The sequence below is a fragment of the Phaeobacter sp. BS52 genome, from assembly GCF_045040595.1.
In the GTDB taxonomy this organism is placed as follows: Bacteria; Pseudomonadota; Alphaproteobacteria; order Rhodobacterales; family Rhodobacteraceae; genus Phaeobacter; species Phaeobacter piscinae.
Window position 1 is genome coordinate 717,353 of record NZ_CP090662.1, and the last position, 23,979, is coordinate 741,331.

The window sequence follows — 23,979 nt, forward strand, 5'->3', positions numbered from 1 at the left end:
AAAGTATGACCGCAACCCAATTTCTGGACACTGATACCGGCCGCCGCCTGGCCTATCATCTGACCCCCGCAAGCGGCGAGACAGCGGCGCCGACGGTGGTGTTTCTGGGCGGGCTGAAATCCGACATGGAGGGCACCAAGGCGATACATCTGGAAGCCTGGGCGCAGGCGCGGGGGTTAGGCTTTCTGCGGTTTGATTACTCCGGCCACGGTGAGAGCACCGGCACATTTGAAAACGGCTGCATTGGCGACTGGCATCAGGACACGCTGGCAGCGGTTCAGGCGCTGACCACGGGCAAAATTGTTCCCGTCGGCTCCTCTATGGGCGGCTGGCAGGCGCTCTTGCTGGCGCGGACCCTGCCGGAGCGGGTGGCGGGTCTGGTCACCATCGCTGCCGCACCTGATTTTACCGAGGATGGCTATTGGGCCAATTTCACCGATACCCAGAAGGCGGAGCTGGAGGCACACGGACAGGTCGAACTGCCAAGCGACTATATGGAGCCTTATGTGATCACCAAACGCATGATCGAGGACGGGCGCACCCATCTGGTGTTGCGCGATCCGCTGGTGTTGTCGATGCCGGTGCGTTGCCTGCAAGGCACCGCCGATACCGCCGTCAGCACGGAAACCGCACTGCGATTGCTGGATCATGCCACCTGCGCCGATATGCGCCTGCAACTGGTCAAAGATGCCGATCACCGGTTTTCGGATCCCGCCTGTCTTGCCCTGATCGAAACAGCTGTTGCAGAGGTTCTGGGGCTATCTGGCGCGGATGGGATCCGCTAAGCTGAAAGGAGAACGCCCTTCGCAGGGTGCAATCTAACGCGCACCACGAGCTGTTAAAAATACGAGGCCTCCCTCATCAGGGGTGTCATGGGCAGGAGAGGAACCGATGGACCAACGCATCAGCCTGATCACCCTCGGGGTGCCCGACATGGCGCAGGCCGCCGCCTTCTACGAGGCGCTTGGCTGGCAGCGCGCGGAGAGCCCCGATGGCGTCATTGCTTTTGACCTGATCTCACAGACGTTGGGGCTGTATCCTTTGGCGGCGCTCGCTGAGGATATTGGCCTGCCGGTGGAGGAGCTGGGCACCGGGGCGATGACCCTCAGCTACAACACCCGCAGTGCTGCGGATGTGGCCACGCTTCTGGCCAAGGCCGAGGCGGCAGGCGCCACAATCCTGCGCCCGGCGGGGGAGGTATTCTGGGGCGGCACTATCGGCTATTTTCGCGCGCCCGACGGCCATATCTGGGAAATCGCGCATAATCCGTTCTCGCCGCTGTCTGACGACGGCGCGTTTCGCTGGAACGGCTACGGGACCGAGGCAGGAGGATAGGCGCGGGTGGCAGATCAACTGGGCAGAGCAGGGCAGACCGAGACGCGCGCAGGCGGGCCGGGTAGTGCCCCTCTGGTGATGCTTCCGGGGCTGATGGGCACGGCGGAAGTCTTCGTGCCGCAGCTGCGGGCGCTTTCCGGCGTGCTGCCAACCATGGTGGCGCCGCTTCTGGGCGGCGACCGGATTGAGCGCATCGCCGATCATCTGCTGACACAACTGCCAGCGCGGTTTGCGCTGGCAGGGCTGTCGATGGGCGGCATCGTTGCGATGGAAATCCTGCGCCGCGCACCGGAGCGGGTCAGCCGGTTGTGTCTGATGTCGACAAGCCCCTTGCCCGATACGCCGGCGCAGGCCGCCGAGTGGGAGCCGCTGATCATCGCAGCCCGCAGTGGACGGCTGGAGGATGTTCTGCGCAGCTGCCTGCCGGTGGACTGTCTGGCGCCGTCGCCGCAGCGGCTTGATATCCTCAACATGATCTACCAGCAGGGCTGCACACTTGGGTCGGAGCTGTTCGTGGCGCAGGCGCGGGCCTTGCAGCGGCGCACCGATCAGCAGGCGGCGCTGCGCCGCTTCAAGGGGCCGACCCTGATCCTCTGCGGGGCGCAGGATCGGCTGACGCCGCTGAAACGTCATGAATTCATGGCTGCCCTGATGCCGAACGCCCGGTTGTGCGTGGTTGAGGAGGCAGGCCATCTGCCAACGCTGGAACAACCGGATCAGGTGACCGGTGCCATGGCCGCATGGCTGGCCGAGGTTGCCCCGGATCAGGACGAGAGACCGGACCCGTCGCGGGAGACTGCACCTACCGCTGCGGGCGGGGCACAACCGGCAGCGCCGTCGCTACCGCCACTGACCCTGACAAACCCGCTAAAGACCAGCTGAATCAGCTATTTATACGGAGGTTAGCGGAGCAGGGCTGCGCGCTCTTCCTTGCTAATCACCTCTGGCTTTGACACTGGCTCACCGCTTTCGACGTCGAAAAACGGTGTCTCCCGCCACCGGCCTGACAGCCGCGCCGAGATCATTCGGCTCAACAGCGACATGACCATCCGTGCGGCACCTTCGGTGCGGGGCTGTTTGCCCTGTTTCGGAACAAACGCCCGCGCGCGGACCTTGCCCAGCGCATCTTTATCGGCAAATCGATCCGACCGCAGCCCAGTAAAGGGCAGCGTGGGTTTGGCCAGCGTATTGGCCATTGGGGTGCCGCAGCAGCCCGCGTACCAGCGAAACAGCCCCTTCGGACTGAGCCGCATGAGCCGCAACAGATCTTGTCCCTGATGGAACCGGACCCCGTCGGGATTGACCTGAAACAGATCAACCGGGCCGGGCGCCGGGTCGGGCTGGTTGTGGTAAATTTCATTGGCACGGCAATCGGCGCAGAAGCAGACAATACGGGTGCCCGCCTTGCGCGCCTCTTGCGACAGCTCGCCACGGATTTTGCCGCAGTCACATGCGAAACTCAGCGGATCGGCCATTCTGGGCGCTCCTTTGTGTCATCGTCCGATTGGGTCAAACCCCTGTCCAGCCTGGTCCAGCTGTTGGCAGTGCGTCAGGCGGTTGCCTTGGCGCGTTTCGCGGCCGGTTTCTTTGTCTTGCGGGCGTTGGCGTTCATGAATTCGATCACCAGAGGGCGGATATTGTCACGCCAGCTGCGCCCGGCAAAGATGCCATAGTGTCCCGCCCCCGGCTCCACATGGCTGGCCTTTTTCGTCTCCGGCAGGCCAGTGCAGAGATCCAGCGCGGCGATGCACTGACCGGGCGCCGAGATATCATCATTGGCGCCTTCGACGGTTTTGACCGCCACATCGGTGATCTTGCCGATATCCACCTTGTGCCCGGCGACGACAAATTCATTGCGCGCGATTTCGCCCCCTTTGAAGACACGCTCCACAGTGGAGAGGTAGAACTCCGCCGTCATGTCCATCACGGCGAGATATTCGTCATAGAACCGGTTGTGGGCGTCGTGATCCGACGCCTCACCCCGGCTGACGCGCTGGATCTGGTCCATAAAAGCCTTGGAATGGCGCTCACCGTTCATCGACATGAAGGAGCTGAGCTGCAACAGGCCTGGGTAGACCTTGCGGCCCACACCCTTATACTTGAAGCCGACGCGCTGGATCATCGTTTCTTCCAGCTGGCCCATGGTGACCCGGCGGCCAAAATCCGTCACATCGGTGGGGGTCGCATCGGGATCTACCGGCCCGCCAATCAGCGTCAGCGAACAGGGCTGGGCGCCGGGATCCTGTTCCGCCAGATAAGCGGTGGCCGCCAAGGTCAGCGGCGCCGGTTGGCAGACCGCAATCACATGGGTGTCCGGCCCCATCTCGCGCATGAAATCAACCAGGTAGAGGGTGTAATCTTCAATATCGAACTTGCCTGCGGAGACCGGAATATCGCGCGCGTTATGCCAGTCGGTGACATAGACTTCGCAGTTTTCGATCAGGCTTTTGACGGTGGAGCGCAGCAGGGTTGCGTAGTGGCCCGACATCGGCGCCACCAGCAGCACCTTGCGCGGCTGTTCGGCGCGGCCTGCCACACGGAAATGGAGCAGATCGCCAAAGGGGCGTTCCACAACCGTGTCGATTTCCACCACGTGATCGCGGCCATCGGCGCAGGTCTGGGTGTAAATGCCCCAGTCCGGTTTGGTCACCATGCGCTGGAAACTGCGTTCCGTGACCTCGCCCCAGGCGGCCATCCAGCTGAGCGCCGGATTGGGGATCGCGGCAAAGGCGGGGTTCGACGCCATCGACAGGGCCGTTGCGCCAAGCCACTGGTTGGTGTTGCGCATGGTTTCCATCAGATCGTACGACATCATGTAACGCATGTTATATCTCCATTGCGTTGGCCGCTTGGATCCGATCTGAATCCACGTGCGGTTGTGTCACAACCCATCGGACGTTTCACTGCTTTGTCGTATGATGGGCGGACAGTATTCTGCATAGCAGAAAGATTACGGGGGATTTGTTAAGATGACAACAAGTGAGAGCAGGGATCCGGACGTCTCACCGGAACATATTGAACGAATTAAAAAAAATATGGAGCAGGTTGAGCAACTTTCAAAACGTCTGATGGATGTTCTGGCTCAGAAAAAATCTCACCCCGCTTCGCTGGATGGTCCGAATCAAGAGCTTTTTGCACGCGCAGCAACGGCCTATTGGTCGGAAATGGCGAAAAACCCGGCAAAGCTGTTGGAAAAACAAGTGGCTTACTGGGGCCAGGCGGTGGTGAATTTCGCCGAAGCTCAGTCGCTTTTGGCGAAATCCCTGGAGGGCGACAGCCCTGACGAGACCGCGCCCACTGCGTCTACTGCGCCAGCGGATCGCCGCTTTGCCAATCCGATGTGGCAATCAAACCCCTATTTCCACTTTATCAAGCAGCAGTATCTCACCAATGCCGAGGCGATCCGCAACGCCGTGGCCGAGGTTGAGGATATCGACGACATCGACAAACGGCGGCTCGGCTATTTTGCCGACCAGATCGTGCAGATGATGGCGCCCACCAATTTTCTGGCGACAAACCCCGACGCGCTGGAAAAGGCGGTGGAGACCGAAGGTCAGTCGCTGATCAAGGGGTTGGAGAATCTGGTTGCCGATCTGGAGGCCAATGACGGCGAACTGGTGGTGCGACTGGCGGATGAGAGCGCCTTTGAAATCGGCCGCAATATCGCCACGACACCCGGCGAAGTTGTGTTCCGCAACGAGATGATGGAGCTGATCCAGTATCGCCCCACCACGGAAACCGTGCATGAGACCCCGATCGTGCTGTTCCCGCCCTGGATCAACAAGTTCTATATTCTCGACCTCAAGGCGCAGAACAGCCTGATCAAATGGGTGACCGAGCAGGGCTATACGCTGTTTGTGGTGTCCTGGCTCAACCCCAGCGCGGAGCACGCCGATCTGGGGCTGGAGGACTATATCGAGAAGGGCTATCTGAGCGCGATCGAGACCGCCAAGTCGATCTGCAAGGTCAAACAGGTCAATGCTGTCGGCTACTGTATTGCGGGCACCACTCTCAGCCTGACTCTGTCGCTGCTGAAACAGCGGGGCGATACCTCGATCAAATCGGCGACGTTTTTCACCGCGCTGACAGATTTCTCCGATCAGGGGGAGTTCACGCCCTTCCTGCAAAACGACTTCATCGACGGGATTGAGGAGGAGATTACCAACAACGGTCTGCTGCGCTCTTATATTATGGCGCGGACATTTTCCTTCCTGCGCTCCAACGATCTGGTCTACGGCCCGGCCATCCGCAGCTATATGATGGGGGAAACGCCCCCGGCCTTTGATCTGCTGTATTGGAATGGCGATGGCGCCAACCTGCCCGGACGGATGGCGATGCAGTATCTGCGCGGCCTGTGCCAGCGCAATGAATTCGTGCGCGAGGGGTTTGAGCTTATGGGCCACACGCTGCATGTGCGCGACGTGACTGTGCCGGTGATGGCAATCACTTGCGAGACCGATCATATCGCGCGCTGGAAAGACTGCTATCGCGGCGTGCAGCAGATGGGATCGCGCTCAAAGACCTTTGTGGTTGCGCAGTCGGGTCATATTGCAGGCATCGTTAACCCGCCGACCCGCAACAAATACGGCCATTACACCAATACCGATCTGAAGGTGGATGCCGAGGCCTGGCGGGAGGGGGCCACCTTCAACGAAGGATCCTGGTGGCCACGTTGGGAAAGCTGGCTCAAGAAACGGTCCGGCAAACAGGTTCCGGCCCGTGATCCCGGCGATTCCCAGTATCCGCCGCTGACGCCAGCGCCGGGAGACTATGTGCGGGTGAAGGCCCGCCGTCAGGCAAGCGATTGATTTTAGGTCGTTCCTAAAAATATTCTGCATTGCAGCAATAAAAATCTTGAAATGCTGCGATGCAGAAACAATATTGGGGTCATGCGAAGGCGGCAGAACGATCTGGCCGCGTAACCAAGAGGAACCAGTACAATGGCTAAGACCCAAGATTTTACCGCGATGATGAAAGACATGATGGGTGCGTTTCCGGTTGACACAACCGCGATGGAAGATGCGTTCAAAACCACCGCAGCCCTGAACGAAAAACTGTCCAACGTTGCCCTGCAGGCCGCTGAGAAGTCCGCCGAGATTTCCAACAGCTGGGCCAAAGAAACTCTGACCAAGCTGAGCGACGTCTCCAAAGCACAGGCTGAGCCTGCGGATTACGCCAAAGCGGCAACTGATTTCGCGTCCGCCTCCGCTGAAGTGGCTGCCGAGAACATGGCCGCCTTTGCTGAAGTTGCGAAAAAGGTTCAGATGGACACCGTTGAGCTGTTGATGTCGGCTGGCAAGGACATGTCCGAAGAGGCGTCCGCCGCTGTGAAGAAGGCCACCAACGACGTGACCTCCGCTGCGAAAAAAGCCGCCGCTAAGTAAGCGCCGCGCGTATTTGCAAAGGGGTTTTATACTCCTCCCAATAAAATCTCTTTGCACCTAAGGGGGCAGGTCATCGGACCTGCCCTTTTTCGTTGTTCCATTCCGGTTGCCCAATCAGGGCTTGCGAGGGGGCTAAGCAGCCCAGCTCCGGAAACGGGGTGGGCCGGTTATTGGATCCGACGATCAATTGTTGCGCTGCTTGGCGTAACGCTTCCCTTTTGTTCTGCGCTCGCATAGGCTTTGCTGCAACGCATCATGTCTGGGGAGAAGTGACATGTCGGATCAGGATAAACCCTTGTTGATCAAACGATATGCCAGTCGGCGGCTCTATAACACGCAGACCAGCGACTACGTGACGCTGGAGGATATCGCCGGCTTCATCCGGGAGGGGCGCGAGGTTCAGATTGTCGACCTCAAGACCGGGGACGACCTGACCCGTCAGTATCTCCTGCAAATCATCGCCGAACACGAAAGCCGGGGCGAGAATATCCTGCCGGTGAATGTGCTCAACGATCTGGTGCGCAGCTATATGGTGCCGGGCGGCGGTGTGATGCCGCAGTTCCTGCAAAGCTCGTTTGAGATGCTGCGCGAGAACCAAAGCAAGATGGTTGAGAACATGAATGCGATGAACCCGATGGCACAGATGCCGGGGTTTGAGGCGATCAAGGCGCAGCAGGAAGCTTTTCTGAAGGCGATGGCCGGAGGATTCTCCGGCGGCTGGCCTGCGGCGAGCCAATCATCCGGTGACGCCGAGAGCGCTGAGGACGGTGACGGGCTGGATGATATCAAACGCCAATTGGCCGAGTTGCAGGACAAACTGTCCAAGCTGAAGTGATCCGACGCACACCCTGCGCGCCTTCCTGCGACCAAAGTCGCAAGGGCGCGCGAGTGTTTTTGATCCCGCTGTCTGCGCTCCGGCGCTAGACTAAACCCGTCAGGTCACGGCCCGTTCTGTCTATCGTCGGCCTTGCCCGCCCTGTCTGCGGCGGGACTTGTCCGGTTATGGACCACCACGCGGCGATCGCCCCAACCCAGAGGTTTCAGATGTCGGCACCCGGATTGCAGCGCTTTGATAACATTCCTGAAACGGCGCTCGACTGGCACCGTGCAGGCAAGGACAGTGGCCAGCAAGGCGGCCGAGGCGCGGCACTGGCCACGGTGGTGCAGACATGGGGATCCGCCCCACGCCGCACCGGCCCCAACTGGCGGTCGCCAGCGATGGCCGGATCGAAGGCTCCGTTTCAGGCGGCTGTGTCGAAGGTGCGGTGATCCTTGCGGCGCAGGAGGCGATTGCCGACGGGCGTCACCGGCTTTTGGAATTTGGCGTCAGCGACGAAGATGCCTTTGCCGTTGGGCTGGCCTGTGGCGGCACCATCCGCATTCTGGTTGAACCCATCGGCGGCACACTCGCCGAAGACACGTTGACCGATCTGGTCGCCGCCCGCGCCGAACGCCGCGCGGTGTCTTATGTGGTGGACCTCGACAGTGGCGCGGGGCATCTGGACGCGGAGGGCTATACTGATCGCAAACGCATGGACCAATCAGGGGTTGAGGCGGACGGTGCGACCTTCGTTGCGGTGCATAATCCGCCTCTGCGGCTGATTGTGGTGGGTGCGGTGCATATCGCGCAGGCGCTGGTACCGATGGCGCGCATTGCAGGCTATGACCCGGTGATTATCGACCCGCGCGCGGCCTTTGCCTCCGCTGAACGCTTCCCGGGGGAGACCTTGGTGGAGGATTGGCCGGACGAGGCGATTGCGGTCCTCGGCCTTGATGCCCGCACCGCTGTTGTGCTGCTCACCCATGACCCGAAAATCGACGACCCCGCGCTGGAGGCCGCTCTGCGCTCTGGGTGTTTTTACATAGGTGCGCTGGGATCAACCCGCACCCACGCCAAACGGGTCGCGCGGATGCAGGAGGCCGAGTTTGACGCAGCCGCCATTGAGCGCATCCATGGCCCCATCGGGCTTGATATCGGTGCGGCTGGGCCAGCTGAAATCGCTGTGTCCATCATTGCCGAGATGACGGCCGTGCTGCGCGGACGCAGATCATGATCTTTGGTGCAGTGCCCCTGAATGAGGCGGCGGGCTGCTATCTGGCGCATTCTCTGCAGGGCGCGGAGCATCGTATCGCCAAGGGCACCCGACTGGCGGCGCAGGATCTGGCCGATCTTGCCGCCGCTGGGCATCGTCAGCTGACCGTGGCGCAGCTGGAACCGGGTGATATCCACGAAGACCGCGCGGCAGAGATGCTGGCAGAGGCGCTGCTGCCCGACGCCGCAGCCCTGGGTCTGCGGATATCCGGTGCCGGGGCAGGGCGGGTCAACCTTCATGCGCTTGGCCCCGGTTTGATCCGAGTGGATGCCGAACGGATCAACGCGCTGAATGCGGTCGATCCGATGATCACGCTGGCGACCGTGCCCGATTATCACCGTGCAGATGCGGGCGGCATGGTGGCCACGGCCAAGATCATCTCCTACGCGGTGGAGGAGGCCGCGCTTGCAGCCGCCACCTGCGACGTGGCCGGGGCGATCCGTCTGATCCCACCTCAGCTGCGCCGCGCCACCTTGATCGAAACCCGCACCAGCGCGGAGACTCCGCCAGACAAGGGGCGCGCCGCGATGATCGGGCGGCTTGACCGGTTCGGCATGTCGATGGCCCCCCGGCAGGTGGTGGCGCACCGCGAGGCAGAGCTGGCGACCGCCCTGCAATCGGTTGGTGCAGACAGCGATCTGATCCTGATCCTCACCGGGTCGGCTACCTCGGATCCGTTAGATGTGGCCCCTTCTGCGCTTCGGGCGGCTGGCGGTGAGGTCGCCCGTTTTGGCATGCCGGTGGATCCGGGCAATCTGTTGTTTCTGGGTGATCTGGCAGGGCGTCCGGTGCTGGGCTTGCCGGGCTGTGCGCGCTCGCCTGCCTTGAACGGCGCCGATTGGGTGCTGGAACGGCTGGTCTGCGGGATCGATGTGAGCAGCGCTGATATCGCCGCGATGGGGGTTGGTGGCCTCCTCAAAGAAATCCCCACACGGCCCCGCCCACGCCGCAGCGACGTCTGAGCGAGGTCTGGCAGCGCCCTGCGACTTTAGTCCAAGCCCTGCGAATAATGCTTCGCGCCGGCTGTTGCGCCGTGCTTAACTTCTGCCAGCGAGTTTACGCGAGCCAAGGGAGGAGTTGATGGTGAAAGTCACAATGACCGTAAACGGTCGGACTGCCAGCGGAGAGGTCGAGGGGCGCACGTTGCTGTCCGGTTTCCTGCGAGAGGAATTGGGCCTGACCGGCACCCATGTCGGCTGCGACACCAGCCAATGCGGCGCCTGTGTTGTGCATGTCGATGGCAAGGCGATGAAATCCTGCACCATGCTGGCGGCAGAGGCTGACGGCGCAGAAGTTGCCACGATCGAGGGGCAAGCCGCCCCGGATGGTACCTTGAACACAATCCAGCAGGCGTTTCAGGATCATCACGGGCTGCAATGCGGCTTCTGCACGCCGGGCATGGTGATGTCTGCGGCAGCGCTGTTGAAAGACAACCCAAAGCCCAGCGAACAGGAAATTCGCGAATACCTTGAGGGCAACCTGTGCCGCTGCACCGGCTACCACAATATCGTCAAGGCGATCATGGCGGCTTCGGGTCAGGACGTCTCTGCCGTCGCGGCAGAATAGCGCCAGCCCCCCCAGACCCCGCCTCAATGGGAGCCACAGCACCGTGGCCGGGAAGACAGGCGGGCACGGAGGTCGCACAGGCGGCCCAGTTCAGAACCAAAGCATGACCAAGAGGTCTGCCGCGTGCAGACCGTCCAGGGAGGAGATTTGGACAATGCCAAAGGATAGCGGCATCGGCGCCAGCCCAAAACGGCGCGAAGACGTGCGGTTCCTGACCGGAACCGGCAATTACACAGATGACATTAACCTGAACGGCCAGGCCTATGTGCATTTCCTGCGCTCGGATGTGGCCCATGGTCGGCTGACCTCAGTCGACACCGCTGATGCCGCCGCCATGCCCGGCGTGGTGCGGATCTTTACCGGTGCGGATTTTGAAGGTGTCGGCGGGCTGCCCTGCGGCTGGCAGGTGACCGACCGTCACGGTGAGGTGATGCAGGAGCTAAGCCCATCCGGTGCTCGCTCAGGGCAAGGTGCGCCATGTCGGCGATCCCATCGCTGCCGTTGTCGCTGAAACGGCCGAGCAGGCGCGCGATGCCGCGGAGGCCATCGCCGTTGAGATCGAGGACCTGCCTGCGGTCATCAACATGAAAGAAGCGGTCAAGGATGGCGCCACAAAGGTGCATGACGACCTGACCTCAAACCTCTGCTATGACTGGGGATTTGTAGAAGAAAACCGCGATGCCGTGGACAAGGCCATCAAGGATGCGGCCCATGTCACCACGCTGGAACTGGTCAACAACCGTCTGGTCGCAAACCCGATGGAGCCGCGCGTGGCGGTGGGGGATTTCAACCGCGCCACTGGCGACAGCACGCTTTATACCACCTCGCAGAACCCACATGTGATCCGCCTTCTGATGGGCGCCTTTGTGCTGGGCATCCCGGAGCACAAACTGCGTGTTGTGGCCCCGGATGTGGGGGGCGGTTTTGGCTCCAAGATCTTCCACTACGCCGAAGAGGCCTTCTGCACCTTTGCTGCCAAGGCCCTCAATCGGGCGGTGAAATGGACCTCCTCCCGGTCGGAGGCGTTTATGTCTGACGCCCATGGCCGCGATCATGTGACCAAGATCGAACTGGCGCTGGACGCGGACAACAACTTCACCGCGCTGCGCACGGAAACCTATGCAAATATGGGCGCGTATCTGTCGACCTTTGCGCCCTCGGTCCCGACCTGGCTGCATGGCACGCTGATGGCTAAGCAATTACAAAACGCCGCTGATCTATGTGAACGTGAAGGCGGTGTTCACCAATACCGTTGCTGTTGATGCCTATCGTGGCGCTGGTATAGCCGGAGGCGACCTATCAGCTGGAGCGGGTCATTGATAAGGCCGCGCGCGAGCTGGGCGTGGATCCGATTGCGCTGCGCCGACAGAACTTTATCACCGAGTTCCCCTATGCCACGCCGGTTGCGGTGGAATATGACACCGGTGACTATGTGGCGACCATGGACAAGCTGGAAGAGATCGCCGATCTCAGCGGCTTTGATGCGCGCCGCGCCGCCAGCGAGGCCAAGGGCAAGCTGCGCGGGCTTGGCGTCAACTGCTATATCGAGGCTTGCGGCATCGCGCCGTCGAACCTCGTGGGGCAGCTGGGGGCCCGTGCTGGTCTCTATGAAAGTGCGACGGTGCGGGTGAATGCCACTGGCGGTATCGTCGTCATGACCGGCAGTCACAGCCATGGGCAGGGGCATGAGACGTCCTTCCCGCAGGTGATCGCCGATATGATCGGCATCCCGGAGGATATGGTCGAAATCGAACATGGCGATACCGACAAGGCACCGATGGGCATGGGCACCTATGGCTCGCGTTCGCTGGCAGTCGGCGGCTCTGCCATGGTGCGCGCCACCGAGAAGATCATCGCCAAGGCGAAGAAGATCGCAGCCCATATCCTGGAGGCCTCCGATGCGGATATCGAGCTGAAGGACGGCCAGTTCACTGTTGCTCGGCACAGATAAATCGCTGGCCTGGGGTGATGTGACCCTTGCGGCCTATGTGCCGCATAATTACCCGTTGGAGGATATCGAACCGGGGCTGGAGGAGACTGCGTTTTACGACCCGGCGAATTTCACCTACCCGTCAGGCGCCTATGCCTGCGAGGTAGAGGTGGATCCCGACACGGGCAAAGTCACCATCGAAAGCTTTGCCGCGGCTGATGACTTTGGCAATATCGTCAACCCGATGATTGTCGACGGCCAGGTCCATGGTGGCATTGGTCAGGGCATCGGTCAGGCGCTCTTGGAGGGGTGCGTCTATGATGACGAGGGGCAGCTGCTGTCGGCGTCCTTCATGGACTACGCCATGCCCCGCGCCGATGATCTGCCGTTCTACAAAGTGGATCATTCCTGCCAGACGCCCTGCACGCATAACCCATTGGGCGTGAAGGGCTGCGGTGAGGCTGGCGCCATTGGCACGCCGCCTGCGGTGGTCAATGCGGTGGTAGATGCGCTGCAATCGGCTGGCAAGGATGTCACCCATATCGACATGCCCCTGAGCCCGGCACGGGTCTGGGCGGCGATGAATGGCTAAGGGTTCATGGGGGCGCTGCCCCCATACCCCCGGAGTATTTTCGGAAAGATGACAGCCGGTCAGCCGGTTTTCGGAAAGGATACGACATGTATGAATTCGAGTTCGAGAAGCCCTCGACCATCGCGGATGCGGTGAAGGCCCTGGGCGCGGAGGACGCGCAGGCGCTTGGTGGGGGGCAGACCCTGATCCCGACGCTGAAACAGCGTCTGGCGATGCCCAGCACCTTGGTGAGCCTCAGCGGCATTGCCGAGATGCGGGGCGTCTGCCCGGATGTCGACGGGCTGGCCATTGGCGGCGCCACCACCCACGGCGAGGTCGAAGCCGCCACCGCTGACAGCTACCCCGCCCTGTCGGCGCTGGCGGGGCAGATCGGCGATCCTGCGGTGCGCAACCGGGGCACCATTGGCGGCTCGCTCGCCAATAACGACCCGTCAGCCTGCTACCCGGCGGCAGCACTCGCCAGCGGTGCCACCATCGTGACCAACAGACGCGAAATTACAGCGGATGATTATTTTCAGGGGTTGTTCACCACCGCGCTGGAGGAGGGGGAGATCATCACCAATATCCGCCTGCCGGTGCCACAGGCGGCGCATTACGAGAAATTCGTTCAGCCGGCCTCGCGCTTTGCCCTTGTTGGGGTGTTCGTTGCGCGCTTTGCAGACAGTGTGCGTGTGGCCGTGACCGGCGCTTCCGAGGAAGGTGTCTTCCGCTGGAGCGCGGCAGAGGCGGCGCTATCGGCGAATTTCTCCCCCGATGCCATTGAGGGCCTCAGTGTGGATCCGGATGGGATGATCGGCGATCTGCATGGCACCAAGGCCTACCGGGCGCATCTGGTTGGGGTGATCACCAAACGGGCGGTGGCTGCTGCGGGATAACCCCGCCATTTTGGAACAAGAACCAGCCCCGGCGCCGCGCCGGGGCTGGTTCTTTTATCTGGAGGGGTCAGGCGCGCAGATAGCCTGACATCGTGTCGAGCAATGTCTGTGTGCGCCCCGAGAGGTTGCGGATTTCCGACGCGATCACTGCAAACCCTTTGCCCTGATCGCCAATGCGCGCCGCCTCGATCGAGGCATTGAAGGCAATCAGCTGAATATGACGGCCCACGGTTTCTGCGTTCTCAATGGCATCACGCATCCCCTCGTCGCGGGCGCTGTCGCGGGATTTCTGTGCCTCAAACATATTCTTGGTCATGTCGATCAGGAACTGCGACACAATTGGTTCGACCTTGTAGAGCGCCTGCGCGGTGAGCGACGGCATCTCGCGCACGCGCTCCAGGATCTGGCCATCAGATTGTGTGCTCAGCACCTCGGCGAAAGGGGCCAGCGCATCAATGGATTTCTTGCGCTGGCTGCCAAGATCAGCTCAGCAATTCATATTCACTTTCCGCCAGCAATTTATCGAGCCCGGCAGTCAGCATCTCATAAGCGGCCCTGATCCGGTGTACCGACTGATCCAGCAGCTCCTTCATGGTGTCTGGGGCGTGCTGGCTGTCTTCATTGGCCAGAACCACCAGCGCCAGAGAGGCGGCACGGCAGGGGGCGATGGCCATGAAGGCACTGTTTTGGACGTCGCTGAGAGGCTTCAAGGGAGGCTCCATATTTGCGGTTGTTTTTTGTCGGAAGCGACCGAACTCCCTTCAGGAGCTAAGGGGGGAGCGTAAAGAAAACGTGAGTATTGAATGCACCAAACACAATTCCGGAGGAAATCTCCCCATGGGCGACGCAGGCACAAAAAAACCCCGCACCGGAGGGGGCGGGGTTTTGCATAACAGATGTTGCGGCAGGGATTATTTCTGCGGCAGCGGGCCGATCATCATGATCATCTGACGGCCTTCCATCTTGGGCATGTTTTCGACTTTGCCCAGTTCCTTGATATCCTCTGCAACACGCAGCAGCAGCTCACGGCCCAGGTTCTGGTGGGCCATTTCGCGGCCACGGAACCGCAGGGTGATCTTCACCTTGTCGCCGTTTTCCAGGAACTTGTACACGTTGCGCATTTTCACGTCGTAGTCATGGGTGTCCGTGTTGGGACGGAACTTGACCTCTTTGACCTCGATGATCTTCTGCTTCTTGCGTGCTTCGCTTTCCCGCTTTTGCTGTTCATATTTGAACTTGCCGTAATCCATGATCTTGCACACGGGCGGGGTGGCGTTGGGCGAAATCTCGACCAGATCGAGACCGGCCTCTTCTGCCATCTGCATCGCCTTGGCGGGGTGAACCACGCCGACGTTTTCTCCTTCGGCGCCAATCAGGCGAATTTCAGGAGCACGGATTTTTTCGTTGGTGCGCGGGCCGGTGTCGCGTTGCGGCGGCGCATTATGGGGTCTGCGGGCTATGACGTCTATCCTTCTGTCACTTCGGAAAAGTGCCCGGAAAATAACGGTCCCGGGCCTGCGATTCAAGTCAATTGCGGGTATGACCGCGCATATCGCGGTTTTCAAGGTTTGTTTGCACCTCAGAGCGTCAGCAAAGGGTTAATTCTGCGCTGCGCTGATCTTGGCAGACCGGCAATGCCAGACTGGCAGGGTTTGGCCGATGCGGCGGTTCGGCGTTTATTCCCCTTGTAGTTTCAGGCCCCTAAGCCCAAGTGCTATGCCGCAAGCTGCGCCCATGTGCGTAGCATTTGGAGAGAGAAGGAGATCTATCATGAAACCGATCGTCATTGGCCTGGGTGTGGGAGCCGTCGCATTGGGCGGATATTTCTACGTCTCCTCCATGGAGACCAGCGAGCTCGGCGCCGGAAACCGTTATCGTGACGCCAGAAGCTGAGACCGCCGCAGAGGAGACGGCCGCCTCCGCTGGCGAGGTTGCCGCAGAGGTGGAGAGCGATATCGCCACCGCGGCTGAAGAAGCCGAAAGCGCAATCGAAAGCTCCGTTGAGGCCGCGACAGATGCGGTGAATGATGCCGCGGCCGCCGTGAGCGAGACGGCCGAGGAAACCGTGAACGAAATTGCCGAGGGGCTGACCGACAGTGCCAACCAGCTGCAGGACAGCGCAGCGGCTGCGGTTGACGAGGCCAACGAGGGTGCAGCGGCGCTGAGTGAGGAGGCCACCGCGACAGCGGAGGCGGCTGGCGATGCTGTTGCGGATACCGCAGCTGCGGCAGAGGATGCGGCAGAAGGCGCCGCGGATGAGGTTGCAGAGACCGCCAATGACGCTGCGGAGACCGTGAGCGAGACAGCTGAGGCCGCGACAGACGGTGTGGCGGACGCTGCCGGTGACGCCACCGCCGCCGCAGAAGAGGGCACCGAGGCCGCCAAGGATGCGCTGCTGACACCGGAAGGTTTCAACTACGACAAGGTGATCACGATGATCGAGGAGTCCTCAATCGAGGCGACGCAGAAGGCGCTGCTGATCACCACCTTGGGCCAGGCCCGCGACAACCCGGCACTGCTGGAAGCGACGCTGAAACGCATCAAGGACGCGCTGCCGCAATAAGCGGACAGAGACAGCTCTCAAACACCAAGGCCCCCGTCAGAGAGTGACGGGGGCCTTTCTTTTCCGCCGACAGCGCTGGCGTTTAGTGGGCCATCATTCCGGCTGCAATCTCCGCGCCGCTTAATTCGACAGGGAAATAGGTCGGCCAGTTGGTCACCTCAGTCAGCAGTTCCGCGCGGTCATCGCCCCAATACAGGTGATAATGATCGACTTTGGTTGGCACGATTTCATGGTCGCTGAACTGAATGAACTGAGGTGCTGCCGCGTCTCCGCCTGACTTTTCAAAAATGAAGCGGACCCCCTGATTGCCTGATGCGTAGGTCAGGATTTCATATCCGTCATTGGTGTACTGGCCCTGCACAGGCTGGCCATCGCGGAAGAATGTGACGCTGGAGCCGTCAATCAAAATGCGCTCCACATCCGTTTTGTAGCCAGCCTCGTAATACGCGCGATAGTCTTCGGCGGACTTCTTCCCGCTCTCTGCTTTGTGCGCCATCACCGGATCCAGAGTGCCGTCTTGCAGAAACGGATAGACCGATTGCCAGTCGGCCTCCCAGTCAGAGAGGTCACGGGGCTGGATCTCTGCTTCGTTGATCAGGACAGGCTCTTTGGCCTGATGGCTGTGATTGTGGGTCGAGGTGGAGCTGGTCGCGGTTTGGGCCGGTGCCTGCGTGGACAGGGCAACCAGCGCGGCCACGGCAAGGAGGTCAGGTCGTTTGAGGATTGTACGTAGCATTTACGTCTCCAGCGGTTTTTGAATGAGTGAATGTAATGTTACAACATAACAATTGCCGTTTAAGCTGAAAGCCGATGTTTGGCAAGGCCCGCGAAAGCATCAGAGCGCGGCATGGCATGATCGGCATTTTACCGCCTGCCGCAGCGTCGTTTCTGCCGCGCAGCCAAACGTCGCGCCGAGGGCCGGAACGGGTAAGATGGCGCCCAGCAGGTTTCGCTTGTCAGCGGGGGAGAGTTACCGGCCCTGCCGTCAATCGCTTGGCCAGCAGCAAACTCAGCACCGTCGCCATAAGCAGGAACACGGCGCCGACACCCCATGCGACAGGCGTGGAATAGACATCGGCCACGGCTCCGGCCAGCACCAGTCCCAATGCCGCCCCCAGTTGCTGTATGAGAGATCGCAAGGACAGCATCGTGGATCTCTGCCGATCGTCCACGCAGCGATGCAGGATGCTACTAGCAGGCGTCTCGCTTGCTCCAAGAAGGATGGAGAACAGAAGGAAGACACCGACAAATCCCACGATATCGCCCTGCATCGCCAGCGCCAGCTGAACACCGGCAAGACAGGAAAAAAGCACCGCAAGCGTGACCGCATGGCGACGCCGGAAGAGACGGCTGATATAGGGTGACAGCGCCGCACCAAACGCGATTGCAAAAAAGTAACCCGCGGTCAGGGTGCCAATGGCGGTGTTGGCGTAGCGCTCGTCCAGCATGGGTTTTGCGTAGGTCGGCCAGATCACCTCAACCGGATTGGTGGCCATCAGGAACAAGGCCAGTGCTGCCAGAAGCATGGAAAGTGTCGGGTGTTTCAAGGCAAGCGCGCCCGCCTGTGCGATCACGGGCGGGACGCTGGTGACCCCTTGTCTCAACGCGCGGGCATTCAACGGGCGTGGCTCTTCGGTGATGGCAAACATCGTGTAGATCAACACTGCGATCATCACAGCAAAGCTTGCCACATAGGACACATCATAGATGCTGACCCCATACCTCAGCGCGGTCATGCCAAACAGATCTGGGAGCAAACCTCCCAAAATTGCACCAAAGGCGAGGCCCATGGCATTGGCCCCTTGCGCCTTTGCAAGAGCGGGCTGAACATCCACATTTGGCGCCGCGGTCCTGAATGTCTCAACAAACCAGGCATCAAGCGTGCCTGACCGCAGGGCACGCCCGAACCCGATGCAGGCGAAGGAGAGAGCCAGGACAGTGAAATCACTCGACGACAGAAACAGCACGAGCGAAATCAGACTGGCGATGACCGCTGCCAGAAAGACCGGTTTGCGGCCAATGTTGTCGGCCAGACCGCCAAACGGCAATTCCATCGCCATCGTCGTGAGCGAGTAGACCCCGAAGAGCAGCGAAATCTGCAACAGATCCATGCCCCGGTCCGTCAGCGCAAGCGCGACGACGGCCACAGTCAGACCCATGGCAAACCGGTCCAGAAACTGGTGGATCTGAAACACCCGGATGTGCCGTTGTGCGGTGCCGGTCAAGGTTTTGAAAGAGAACTCAATTTCCGTTGCCATGGCGCTACCATGTGCCTTTGCACCTCCCTGCGCAATAGCGGGACCGTAGGAGGGGCGATTGAACAGGCATAGAGCCAATCACGCGCGCAGTTGCAGCGAAGGGGCCATGTTCCGCGCTGCAACCAGAACAGGTCATGACGCCTGATCCAGTCGGCCCAAATAAAAAGCCCCCATCAGAATATGACGGGGGCTTTTTGTCACTTGAAGAGCATAGGACGACCTGGGATCAGTCCAGAAACGCCTTTTCCACCACGAAATGCGCGGGCTTGGAATTGGCGCCTTCTTCCAGACCATAGGTGTTTTCAAACAGATCCTTGAGCTCCAGGTTGAAGGCCAGGTTGCCGCAGATCATCGCGCGGTCGCTTTCGGGGTTCAGCGGCGGCACGCCAAGATCGGCAAATGCCTCGCCGGAGCGCATCAGGTCGGTGATGCGGCCCATCTTGGCGCTCTCTTCACGGGTGGTGGTCGGGTAGTACTTGATCTTCTTCCAGAAGCCTTCGCCGATCACCTCGTTCAGGAGTTCGTCGTCCTTCAGGCTCTCGATCAGCTCACGACCATAGGTCAGCTCACCGGCTTCGCGGCAGGTGTGGGTGATGATCACCTCGTCGAATTTCTCATAGGTTTCCGGCTCGCGCAGCAGGCTCGCAAAGGGCGCAAAGCCGGTGCCGGTGGCAAAGAACCAGATGCGTTTGCCGGGGACCAGCGCGTCATGCACCAGCGTGCCGACCGGCTTGGGGCGCAGGATGATTTCGTCGCCGGGCTGGATGTGCTGCAGGCGCGAGGTCAGCGGGCCGTCCTCGACCTTGATCGAATAAAACTCCATTTCCTCATCCCAGCTGGGCGAGGCGATGGAATAGGCGCGCAGCAAGGGCTTCACCTTGCCGGTCTTGGGGTCGGGATCGTTCATCAGACCGATCATCACAAACTCGCCTGAGCGGAAGCGCAGGGAGGCAGGCCGCGTGCAGCGGAAGGAAAACAGCCGGTCGGTCCAGTGCTTGACCTCGGTCACGGTCTGGGCGTCGGGCAGGGCGGGCACGGCCTTGGCCGGTTTCGGGTCGGTTGCAGTGTCGGTCACAGCTTCGGTCACGGGTGTCATCTCGTTCATCGGATCCATTACCGGAGGAATATCCGGCACCTCTGATTAATCTTTGATACAGGTCAGGAAAACCCCTGTTTTCAGAAACCGGCTCCGCGCAGGGCGCAACGGAACCGGGTCTGAGGGGGGATTTCCAGAGAAGCGGAGGCTGGCTGGCTTAGCGTGCGGCGGTGCCACGCAGGCGGGCCTGGTAATCATGCGCCTGCCAATTGGCACGGGCAAGCCATTGCTCCTGCGGCTGACGCGCGGCGAGATCCTCGCTGATCTCGACCTCGTCAAAGCCGGAGCGGCGCGCCATCGCATATTGATCCGCCAGCACATGGCCATAGGCCCGCAAGCGCCCGGTGTAGCCCGCCAGCCGCAGCCGCCGCGCCAGGGTAAAGCCCCGGCCATCGGCAAAGCTGGGGAAATGAATACGGATCATCTCCAGCCCCGGCAATTGGTTGGACAGGGCCGCCGGATCGGCATCCGGCTGCATCTCAATGGCGGTGTCGCTGTCAAAGCCCGCCGTCCAGCTGTCGGGGCCAAAGCCCGCATCGGTCACAATCACACTCATCTGTCAGGCTCCTGTGCGAATGAATTTGCCATCCACCACGTGGATGCCGCATTCTTCCTTGTCTTGGTTGCGCCAGCGTCCGGCCCGCGGATCTTCGCCTTCCTTAACGGGCGAGGTGCAGGGGGCGCAGCCGATTGAGGGGTAGCCCTTGGCCACCAGCGGGTGACGGGGCAATCTGTTTTCATCCATATAGGCGCGCACGTCCTGCGGCGCCCAATGGGCCAGCGGGTTGATCTTCAGCCGACCGGTGGGGCCAGTGGCGGTCTCTTCCACCTCGAAGAAGTCCAAAGCCGCGCGCGATCCGGCCTGAAACCGTTTGCGCCCGGTGATCCAGCCATCAAACCCCGCCAGCGCCTTTTGCAGCGGCGCGGTCTTGCGCAGGGCGCAGCAGGCGTCGGTATCCGAGAAGCGCAGCGCGCCATAGGGGTCTTTCTCGGCGATGTCGGCGGCGCGGATCACCTGCACATTGCGCAGGCCCAGCCGCTCGCTCACCTCCTGCTGATAGACCAGCGTTTCGGTGAACAATAACTCGGTGTCGACAAAGACCACTGGCGTCATCGGATCAATCACCGCCGCCATATGCAGCAGCACAACGGATTCCGCGCCAAAGCTGGAGACCAGCGCGATATGGCCCGCATCCTTGAGTGCGCCCTCCATCACGGAGGTGGCAGAGTGGTGGCGGAAGCGCGCATTGAGCGCATCCACCTGTGTTGCCAGTGCCTCAAGATGCGCACTGCTCGGGCCTTGGCGTGTGTCAGTCGGTAGTGCCGCTGCATTGACCATGGTGCTAAGCAACCTTTTTCTGGGCCTCGGGGTAAAGCGCGGCCTTGAACGGATCCATGCCGACGCGACGATAGGTCTGGAGGAAGGTTTCCTCGGCGCTGTCGCGCAGAGAGAGATAGGCGGTGATCAGGCGTTCCACCGCAGGCACGATTTCATCATAGGCAAAACCGGGTCCGGTACGGGTGCCAATCGCGGCGGTCTCAGTCGCGTCGCCGCCCAGGGTGATTTGGTAGTTTTCCACCCCAGCCCGGTCGAGGCCAAGAATGCCGATGTGACCAACGTGGTGGTGCCCACAGGCGTTGATGCAGCCCGAGATTTTGATCTGGAGATGGCCCACGTCATGTTCCAGCTTCAGCTCATCAAAACGGCTGGCGATTTCCTGCGCCACCGGGATCGACCGGGCGGTGGCCAGCGCGCAGTAATCCATGCCGGGGCAGGCGATGATATCGGAGATCAATCCGACATTGGCGGTGGCCAGCCCGTGCTCTTTCAGCTTGGCATGCAGCGCGGGCAGGTCCGATTTGTGGACATGGGGCAGGATCACGTTCTGCTCATGGCTGATGCGCAGCTCGTTATAGCCGAATTCTTCAGCCAGGTCCGCCATCCCGCGCATCTGCGCGGCGGTGGCATCGCCCGGCGTCTGGCCATGCGCCTTGATCGAGATGGTGACGATGGCGTGGTTGTCATCGCGGTGCGCCGCCAGATTGGTATCCGCCCAGGAGCGGAACACCGGATCCGCTTCATAGGCGGCCAGATAAGTCTCCACATTGCCACCGCGCAGCTGGGGCGGGGTGAAATGCGCCTTGATCTCCTCCAAGAGCTGCTGATCGGTACCGTCAAAGGCTTTGCGGCGCTCTTCAAACCGCTCCTCCACCATCTCGCGGATGGTGTCGATGCCGTTTTCCAGCACGGTGATCTTGATGCGGGCCTTGTATTTGTTGTCGCGCCGACCCAGCAGGTTATAGACCGCCAGAACCGACTCCAGATAGGGCAGAAGATCCGCCTGCGGGAGGTAATCGCGGATCACCTTGCCGATGAGCGGCGTGCGGCCAAGGCCACCGCCCACGATCACCTCAAACCCTGCCAGACCGTCGCGCTCAACCATGCGCAGGCCGATGTCATGGGCCTTGGTGACCGCGCGGTCGGTGGAGCTGCCGGTGATGGCGATCTTGAATTTGCGGCCCAGGAACTGGAACTCCGGGTGATCGGTGGACCACTGGCGGATCAGCTCGGCATAGGGGCGGGGGTCGGTCAGCTCATCCTTGGCGGCGGCGGCAAAATGATCCGAGGTCACATTGCGGATGGTGTTGCCGGAGGTCTGGATCGCGTGCAGACCAACCTCAGCCAGCGCGTCCAGCATATCAGGCACGTCGCGCAGCTTGGGCCAGTTGTACTGGATGTTCTGACGGGTGGTGAAATGGCCATAGCCCTTGTCCCACTTCTCCGCCAGCAGCGCCAGGGTGCGCATCTGGTCAGAGTTCAGCGTGCCATAGGGGATCGCCACCCGCAGCATATAGGCGTGCAGCTGTAGATAAAGGCCGTTCATCAGGCGCAGCGGCTTGAACTCATCCTCGGTGAGAGAGCCGTCAATGCGGCGCTCGACCTGGGCACGGAACTGGGCGTTGCGTTCGGCCAGAAAGGCGGTGTCGAAGTCGTTGTATTTATACATTTGCTGCGGCCTCCTGTTTGCCGTGGCGATAGTTGGATGGGCCGGTGCGGCGGAAGTCTTCGCGGAAATGCGTCGGCTCGGGGCCGTTGTCGCCGGATTTCGCATCGGTGAGGTAGATGCCGACCACCCGCAGGGCGTCTTTCTCCGCTTCCAGAAGCCGCAGCTGCGCCTCGGCCTCATCCTCGATCAGCTCAGCCTCCTGCAGCTCACGGCTCCAGCTGTTGGTGTCGGTGAAATAGATCACGTCACCCTCAAGCAGGTCGTTGGCGGTTATGATTTTCGGGGTAAAGGGACGGGGCATCAGGCAAGCTCCAGTTTCAAATCTGTCAGGGCCTGGGCGCTGGCGCGCGGGGCAAGGCCAAGGAATGTCAGCGCCGGGCCGGTCAGTTCGGCGGCGGCAAGATCGGTGGGCAGACGCTCCAGCGTGGTTTCAATCACCCGCTGATTGGCGCGTGAGGCGTTTTCGACAATGGTCATCTGTGTGGCGCGATCAGCGCCGTGCATGATCAGGCGGCCCTGCACGAAACGCGCGGATTTCTTGCCCATGTAGATGGCGGCCACCTCACCCGGACGGGCCAGCGCAGCCCAGTCGTGATCGGCAAAGCCTTTCATGTCGTGGCCGGTCAGAAATCGCACCGAAGCATTGCGCCCGCGCTGCGTCAGGCTCTGGCCGATGGAGGCGACGGCAGCTGAGGCCGCAGTAATACCCGGCAGGATCTGATAGGCGATCCCGGCAGCCTCGCAGGCGGTGAGTTCCTCATCGAGACGGCCATAGACGGTGGGGTCGCCGGATTTCAGGCGCAGGACTTTTTTGCCCATACGGGCATGGGCCACCATGCGGGTGCAGATCTCTTCCTGGCTGACCTGCGGGCCAAAGCCCTCCTTGCCGACGTCTTCCAGCTGGGCCTGCGGGCCCGCCAGTGCCATGATCTCATCGCTGACCAGCCGGTCAAAGAGGATCACATCCGCCTGCAACAATGCGCGCGCCACCTTCAGGGTCAGAAGATCAGGGTCCCCGGGGCCAGAGCCTGCAAAGGCAACCTCACCCGCCACCAGCGCTGAGGAGACAGGACCACAGATGTTGCCCCGCATCGGGTGCGGTGCATGGGGTGTGGTTGGGGCTGGACCGGTCATCTGGGGCCTCATCTGGTTTGTTTGACTTACCCTTGAATATAGGAAATATTCCCCCTTATCCGCTATATGGCGCGGCAAATAAGGAAGATTGTTCCAGCTGGTGTCAGATGCAGGCGGGTTGATCCCCAAACAAGGAGAAAACAGG

General features: G+C 61.1%; 24 protein-coding genes and 2 pseudogenes. 13 read left to right on the plus strand and 13 right to left on the minus strand.

Annotation, left to right across the window (positions count from 1 at the left end; all coding sequences use genetic code 11):
- The first annotated feature begins 5 nt into the window (after positions 1 to 5).
- The 3 genes from L0Z65_RS03485 (at position 6) to L0Z65_RS03495 (ending at position 2,217) form a co-directional block, all read left to right on the plus strand.
- The gene (locus L0Z65_RS03485; protein WP_405110803.1) at positions 6 to 785 is read left to right on the plus strand and encodes an alpha/beta hydrolase; all 780 of its coding nucleotides are present in this window, start codon (positions 6 to 8) and stop codon (positions 783 to 785) included.
- A 106-nt stretch (positions 786 to 891) separates the two neighbouring features.
- Complete coding sequence (locus L0Z65_RS03490; protein ID WP_405110805.1) at positions 892 to 1,335, plus strand: VOC family protein; 444 nt, start codon at positions 892 to 894, stop codon at positions 1,333 to 1,335.
- 6 nt (positions 1,336 to 1,341) lie between these two features.
- Positions 1,342 to 2,217, plus strand: a complete 876-nt coding sequence (locus tag L0Z65_RS03495) for an alpha/beta fold hydrolase (protein ID WP_405110808.1) — start codon at positions 1,342 to 1,344, stop codon at positions 2,215 to 2,217.
- 20 nt (positions 2,218 to 2,237) lie between these two features.
- On the opposite strand, the gene L0Z65_RS03500 is transcribed toward L0Z65_RS03495, so the two are convergent.
- Together L0Z65_RS03500 and phaZ are read right to left on the minus strand one after the other, a co-directional pair.
- Positions 2,238 to 2,810, minus strand: coding sequence for a DUF6151 family protein (locus L0Z65_RS03500; RefSeq protein ID WP_405110811.1), 573 nt, complete (start codon positions 2,808 to 2,810; stop codon positions 2,238 to 2,240).
- Positions 2,811 to 2,884: 74 nt separating this feature from the next.
- Entirely contained in the window at positions 2,885 to 4,159 is a 1,275-nt protein-coding gene (phaZ, locus tag L0Z65_RS03505) for a polyhydroxyalkanoate depolymerase (protein ID WP_405110814.1), read from the minus strand.
- Between the two features lie 145 nt (positions 4,160 to 4,304).
- Here phaZ and phaC point away from each other — a divergent pair, with 145 nt between their 5' ends.
- The 8 genes and pseudogenes from phaC to L0Z65_RS03545 all read left to right on the plus strand — a co-directional run bounded on the left by phaC (position 4,305) and on the right by L0Z65_RS03545 (position 13,775).
- On the plus strand, positions 4,305 to 6,143 hold the full coding sequence (gene phaC, locus L0Z65_RS03510; protein ID WP_405110817.1) for a class I poly(R)-hydroxyalkanoic acid synthase: 1,839 nt from the start codon (positions 4,305 to 4,307) through the stop codon (positions 6,141 to 6,143).
- A gap of 132 nt (positions 6,144 to 6,275) precedes the next feature.
- Complete coding sequence (locus L0Z65_RS03515; protein ID WP_040170543.1) at positions 6,276 to 6,719, plus strand: hypothetical protein; 444 nt, start codon at positions 6,276 to 6,278, stop codon at positions 6,717 to 6,719.
- 274 nt (positions 6,720 to 6,993) lie between these two features.
- Positions 6,994 to 7,554, plus strand: coding sequence for a polyhydroxyalkanoate synthesis repressor PhaR (gene phaR, locus L0Z65_RS03520; protein ID WP_096789376.1), 561 nt, complete (start codon positions 6,994 to 6,996; stop codon positions 7,552 to 7,554).
- A 209-nt stretch (positions 7,555 to 7,763) separates the two neighbouring features.
- Positions 7,764 to 8,773: pseudogene (locus L0Z65_RS03525) on the plus strand (XdhC family protein).
- Positions 8,770 to 9,774, plus strand: a complete 1,005-nt coding sequence (locus L0Z65_RS03530) for a molybdopterin-binding protein (protein ID WP_405110822.1) — start codon at positions 8,770 to 8,772, stop codon at positions 9,772 to 9,774. Before L0Z65_RS03525 ends, L0Z65_RS03530 begins: the two are co-directional and overlap by 4 nt.
- A gap of 118 nt (positions 9,775 to 9,892) precedes the next feature.
- Positions 9,893 to 10,378 carry a (2Fe-2S)-binding protein gene (locus tag L0Z65_RS03535; RefSeq protein WP_405110825.1) on the plus strand — a complete coding sequence of 162 codons (486 nt, stop codon included), beginning with the start codon at positions 9,893 to 9,895 and terminating at the stop codon, positions 10,376 to 10,378.
- 154 nt (positions 10,379 to 10,532) lie between these two features.
- Positions 10,533 to 12,900 (plus strand): annotated as a pseudogene (locus tag L0Z65_RS03540) (xanthine dehydrogenase family protein molybdopterin-binding subunit).
- Between the two features lie 86 nt (positions 12,901 to 12,986).
- Positions 12,987 to 13,775 carry an FAD binding domain-containing protein gene (locus L0Z65_RS03545; protein WP_405110827.1) on the plus strand — a complete coding sequence of 263 codons (789 nt, stop codon included), beginning with the start codon at positions 12,987 to 12,989 and terminating at the stop codon, positions 13,773 to 13,775.
- 67 nt (positions 13,776 to 13,842) lie between these two features.
- Here L0Z65_RS03545 and L0Z65_RS03550 read toward each other — a convergent pair whose 3' ends face one another.
- The 3 genes from L0Z65_RS03550 to infC all read right to left on the minus strand — a co-directional run bounded on the left by L0Z65_RS03550 (position 13,843) and on the right by infC (position 15,235).
- Positions 13,843 to 14,157 (minus strand): methyl-accepting chemotaxis protein, encoded by a 315-nt coding sequence (locus L0Z65_RS03550; protein WP_405110830.1) that lies wholly within the window; start codon positions 14,155 to 14,157, stop codon positions 13,843 to 13,845.
- Between the two features lie 100 nt (positions 14,158 to 14,257).
- Positions 14,258 to 14,485 (minus strand): hypothetical protein, encoded by a 228-nt coding sequence (locus tag L0Z65_RS03555; RefSeq protein WP_405110833.1) that lies wholly within the window; start codon positions 14,483 to 14,485, stop codon positions 14,258 to 14,260.
- Between the two features lie 201 nt (positions 14,486 to 14,686).
- The gene (gene infC / locus L0Z65_RS03560) at positions 14,687 to 15,235 is read right to left on the minus strand and encodes a translation initiation factor IF-3 (RefSeq protein ID WP_040170869.1); all 549 of its coding nucleotides are present in this window, start codon (positions 15,233 to 15,235) and stop codon (positions 14,687 to 14,689) included.
- A 310-nt stretch (positions 15,236 to 15,545) separates the two neighbouring features.
- Here infC and L0Z65_RS03565 point away from each other — a divergent pair, with 310 nt between their 5' ends.
- Positions 15,546 to 15,668: a hypothetical protein gene (locus tag L0Z65_RS03565; RefSeq protein ID WP_405110836.1), complete on the plus strand. Its 123-nt coding sequence runs from the start codon at positions 15,546 to 15,548 to the stop codon at positions 15,666 to 15,668.
- A complete protein-coding gene (locus L0Z65_RS03570; protein WP_405110839.1) occupies positions 15,652 to 16,338 on the plus strand; it encodes a hypothetical protein in 687 nt (228 codons plus the stop codon). Before L0Z65_RS03565 ends, L0Z65_RS03570 begins: the two co-directional genes overlap by 17 nt.
- A gap of 82 nt (positions 16,339 to 16,420) precedes the next feature.
- On the opposite strand, the gene L0Z65_RS03575 is transcribed toward L0Z65_RS03570, so the two are convergent.
- The 8 genes from L0Z65_RS03575 to cobA all read right to left on the minus strand — a co-directional run bounded on the left by L0Z65_RS03575 (position 16,421) and on the right by cobA (position 23,834).
- The gene (locus L0Z65_RS03575; RefSeq protein WP_405110841.1) at positions 16,421 to 17,074 is read right to left on the minus strand and encodes a metal-binding protein ZinT; all 654 of its coding nucleotides are present in this window, start codon (positions 17,072 to 17,074) and stop codon (positions 16,421 to 16,423) included.
- A gap of 220 nt (positions 17,075 to 17,294) precedes the next feature.
- Positions 17,295 to 18,596: an MFS transporter gene (locus L0Z65_RS03580; protein WP_405110844.1), complete on the minus strand. Its 1,302-nt coding sequence runs from the start codon at positions 18,594 to 18,596 to the stop codon at positions 17,295 to 17,297.
- Positions 18,597 to 18,822: 226 nt separating this feature from the next.
- Positions 18,823 to 19,701: a ferredoxin--NADP reductase gene (locus L0Z65_RS03585; protein WP_040170874.1), complete on the minus strand. Its 879-nt coding sequence runs from the start codon at positions 19,699 to 19,701 to the stop codon at positions 18,823 to 18,825.
- A 148-nt stretch (positions 19,702 to 19,849) separates the two neighbouring features.
- Positions 19,850 to 20,248 (minus strand): DUF934 domain-containing protein, encoded by a 399-nt coding sequence (locus tag L0Z65_RS03590; protein WP_040170555.1) that lies wholly within the window; start codon positions 20,246 to 20,248, stop codon positions 19,850 to 19,852.
- 3 nt (positions 20,249 to 20,251) lie between these two features.
- Positions 20,252 to 21,031, minus strand: a complete 780-nt coding sequence (locus L0Z65_RS03595) for a phosphoadenylyl-sulfate reductase (protein WP_040170556.1) — start codon at positions 21,029 to 21,031, stop codon at positions 20,252 to 20,254.
- 4 nt (positions 21,032 to 21,035) lie between these two features.
- On the minus strand, positions 21,036 to 22,700 hold the full coding sequence (locus L0Z65_RS03600; RefSeq protein ID WP_405110849.1) for a nitrite/sulfite reductase: 1,665 nt from the start codon (positions 22,698 to 22,700) through the stop codon (positions 21,036 to 21,038).
- Positions 22,693 to 23,001: a DUF2849 domain-containing protein gene (locus L0Z65_RS03605; protein WP_024096783.1), complete on the minus strand. Its 309-nt coding sequence runs from the start codon at positions 22,999 to 23,001 to the stop codon at positions 22,693 to 22,695. Before L0Z65_RS03605 ends, L0Z65_RS03600 begins: the two co-directional genes overlap by 8 nt.
- Entirely contained in the window at positions 23,001 to 23,834 is an 834-nt protein-coding gene (cobA, locus tag L0Z65_RS03610; RefSeq protein WP_405110853.1) for a uroporphyrinogen-III C-methyltransferase, read from the minus strand. Before cobA ends, L0Z65_RS03605 begins: the two co-directional genes overlap by 1 nt.
- Positions 23,835 to 23,979 lie beyond the last annotated feature (145 nt).

Bases quoted from the DNA above. Each gene is read 5' to 3' on its own strand.
- L0Z65_RS03595 (WP_040170556.1), bottom strand. From the start codon at position 21,031: ATGGTCAATGCAGCGGCACTACCGACTGACACACGCCAAGGCCCGAGC.
- phaR (WP_096789376.1), top strand. From the start codon at position 6,994: ATGTCGGATCAGGATAAACCCTTGTTGATCAAACGATATGCCAGTCGG.
- L0Z65_RS03530 (WP_405110822.1), top strand. From the start codon at position 8,770: ATGATCTTTGGTGCAGTGCCCCTGAATGAGGCGGCGGGCTGCTATCTG.
- phaC (WP_405110817.1), top strand. From the start codon at position 4,305: ATGACAACAAGTGAGAGCAGGGATCCGGACGTCTCACCGGAACATATT.
- L0Z65_RS03565 (WP_405110836.1), top strand. From the start codon at position 15,546: ATGAAACCGATCGTCATTGGCCTGGGTGTGGGAGCCGTCGCATTGGGC.
- L0Z65_RS03585 (WP_040170874.1), bottom strand. From the start codon at position 19,701: ATGAACGAGATGACACCCGTGACCGAAGCTGTGACCGACACTGCAACC.
- cobA (WP_405110853.1), bottom strand. From the start codon at position 23,834: ATGACCGGTCCAGCCCCAACCACACCCCATGCACCGCACCCGATGCGG.
- L0Z65_RS03605 (WP_024096783.1), bottom strand. From the start codon at position 23,001: ATGCCCCGTCCCTTTACCCCGAAAATCATAACCGCCAACGACCTGCTT.
- L0Z65_RS03545 (WP_405110827.1), top strand. From the start codon at position 12,987: ATGTATGAATTCGAGTTCGAGAAGCCCTCGACCATCGCGGATGCGGTG.
- L0Z65_RS03485 (WP_405110803.1), top strand. From the start codon at position 6: ATGACCGCAACCCAATTTCTGGACACTGATACCGGCCGCCGCCTGGCC.
- L0Z65_RS03550 (WP_405110830.1), bottom strand. From the start codon at position 14,157: ATGCCGTCGCTCACCGCGCAGGCGCTCTACAAGGTCGAACCAATTGTG.
- L0Z65_RS03600 (WP_405110849.1), bottom strand. From the start codon at position 22,700: ATGTATAAATACAACGACTTCGACACCGCCTTTCTGGCCGAACGCAAC.
- phaZ (WP_405110814.1), bottom strand. From the start codon at position 4,159: ATGCGTTACATGATGTCGTACGATCTGATGGAAACCATGCGCAACACC.
- L0Z65_RS03590 (WP_040170555.1), bottom strand. From the start codon at position 20,248: ATGAGTGTGATTGTGACCGATGCGGGCTTTGGCCCCGACAGCTGGACG.
- L0Z65_RS03490 (WP_405110805.1), top strand. From the start codon at position 892: ATGGACCAACGCATCAGCCTGATCACCCTCGGGGTGCCCGACATGGCG.
- L0Z65_RS03535 (WP_405110825.1), top strand. From the start codon at position 9,893: ATGGTGAAAGTCACAATGACCGTAAACGGTCGGACTGCCAGCGGAGAG.
- L0Z65_RS03500 (WP_405110811.1), bottom strand. From the start codon at position 2,810: ATGGCCGATCCGCTGAGTTTCGCATGTGACTGCGGCAAAATCCGTGGC.
- L0Z65_RS03515 (WP_040170543.1), top strand. From the start codon at position 6,276: ATGGCTAAGACCCAAGATTTTACCGCGATGATGAAAGACATGATGGGT.
- L0Z65_RS03575 (WP_405110841.1), bottom strand. From the start codon at position 17,074: ATGCTACGTACAATCCTCAAACGACCTGACCTCCTTGCCGTGGCCGCG.
- L0Z65_RS03580 (WP_405110844.1), bottom strand. From the start codon at position 18,596: ATGGCAACGGAAATTGAGTTCTCTTTCAAAACCTTGACCGGCACCGCA.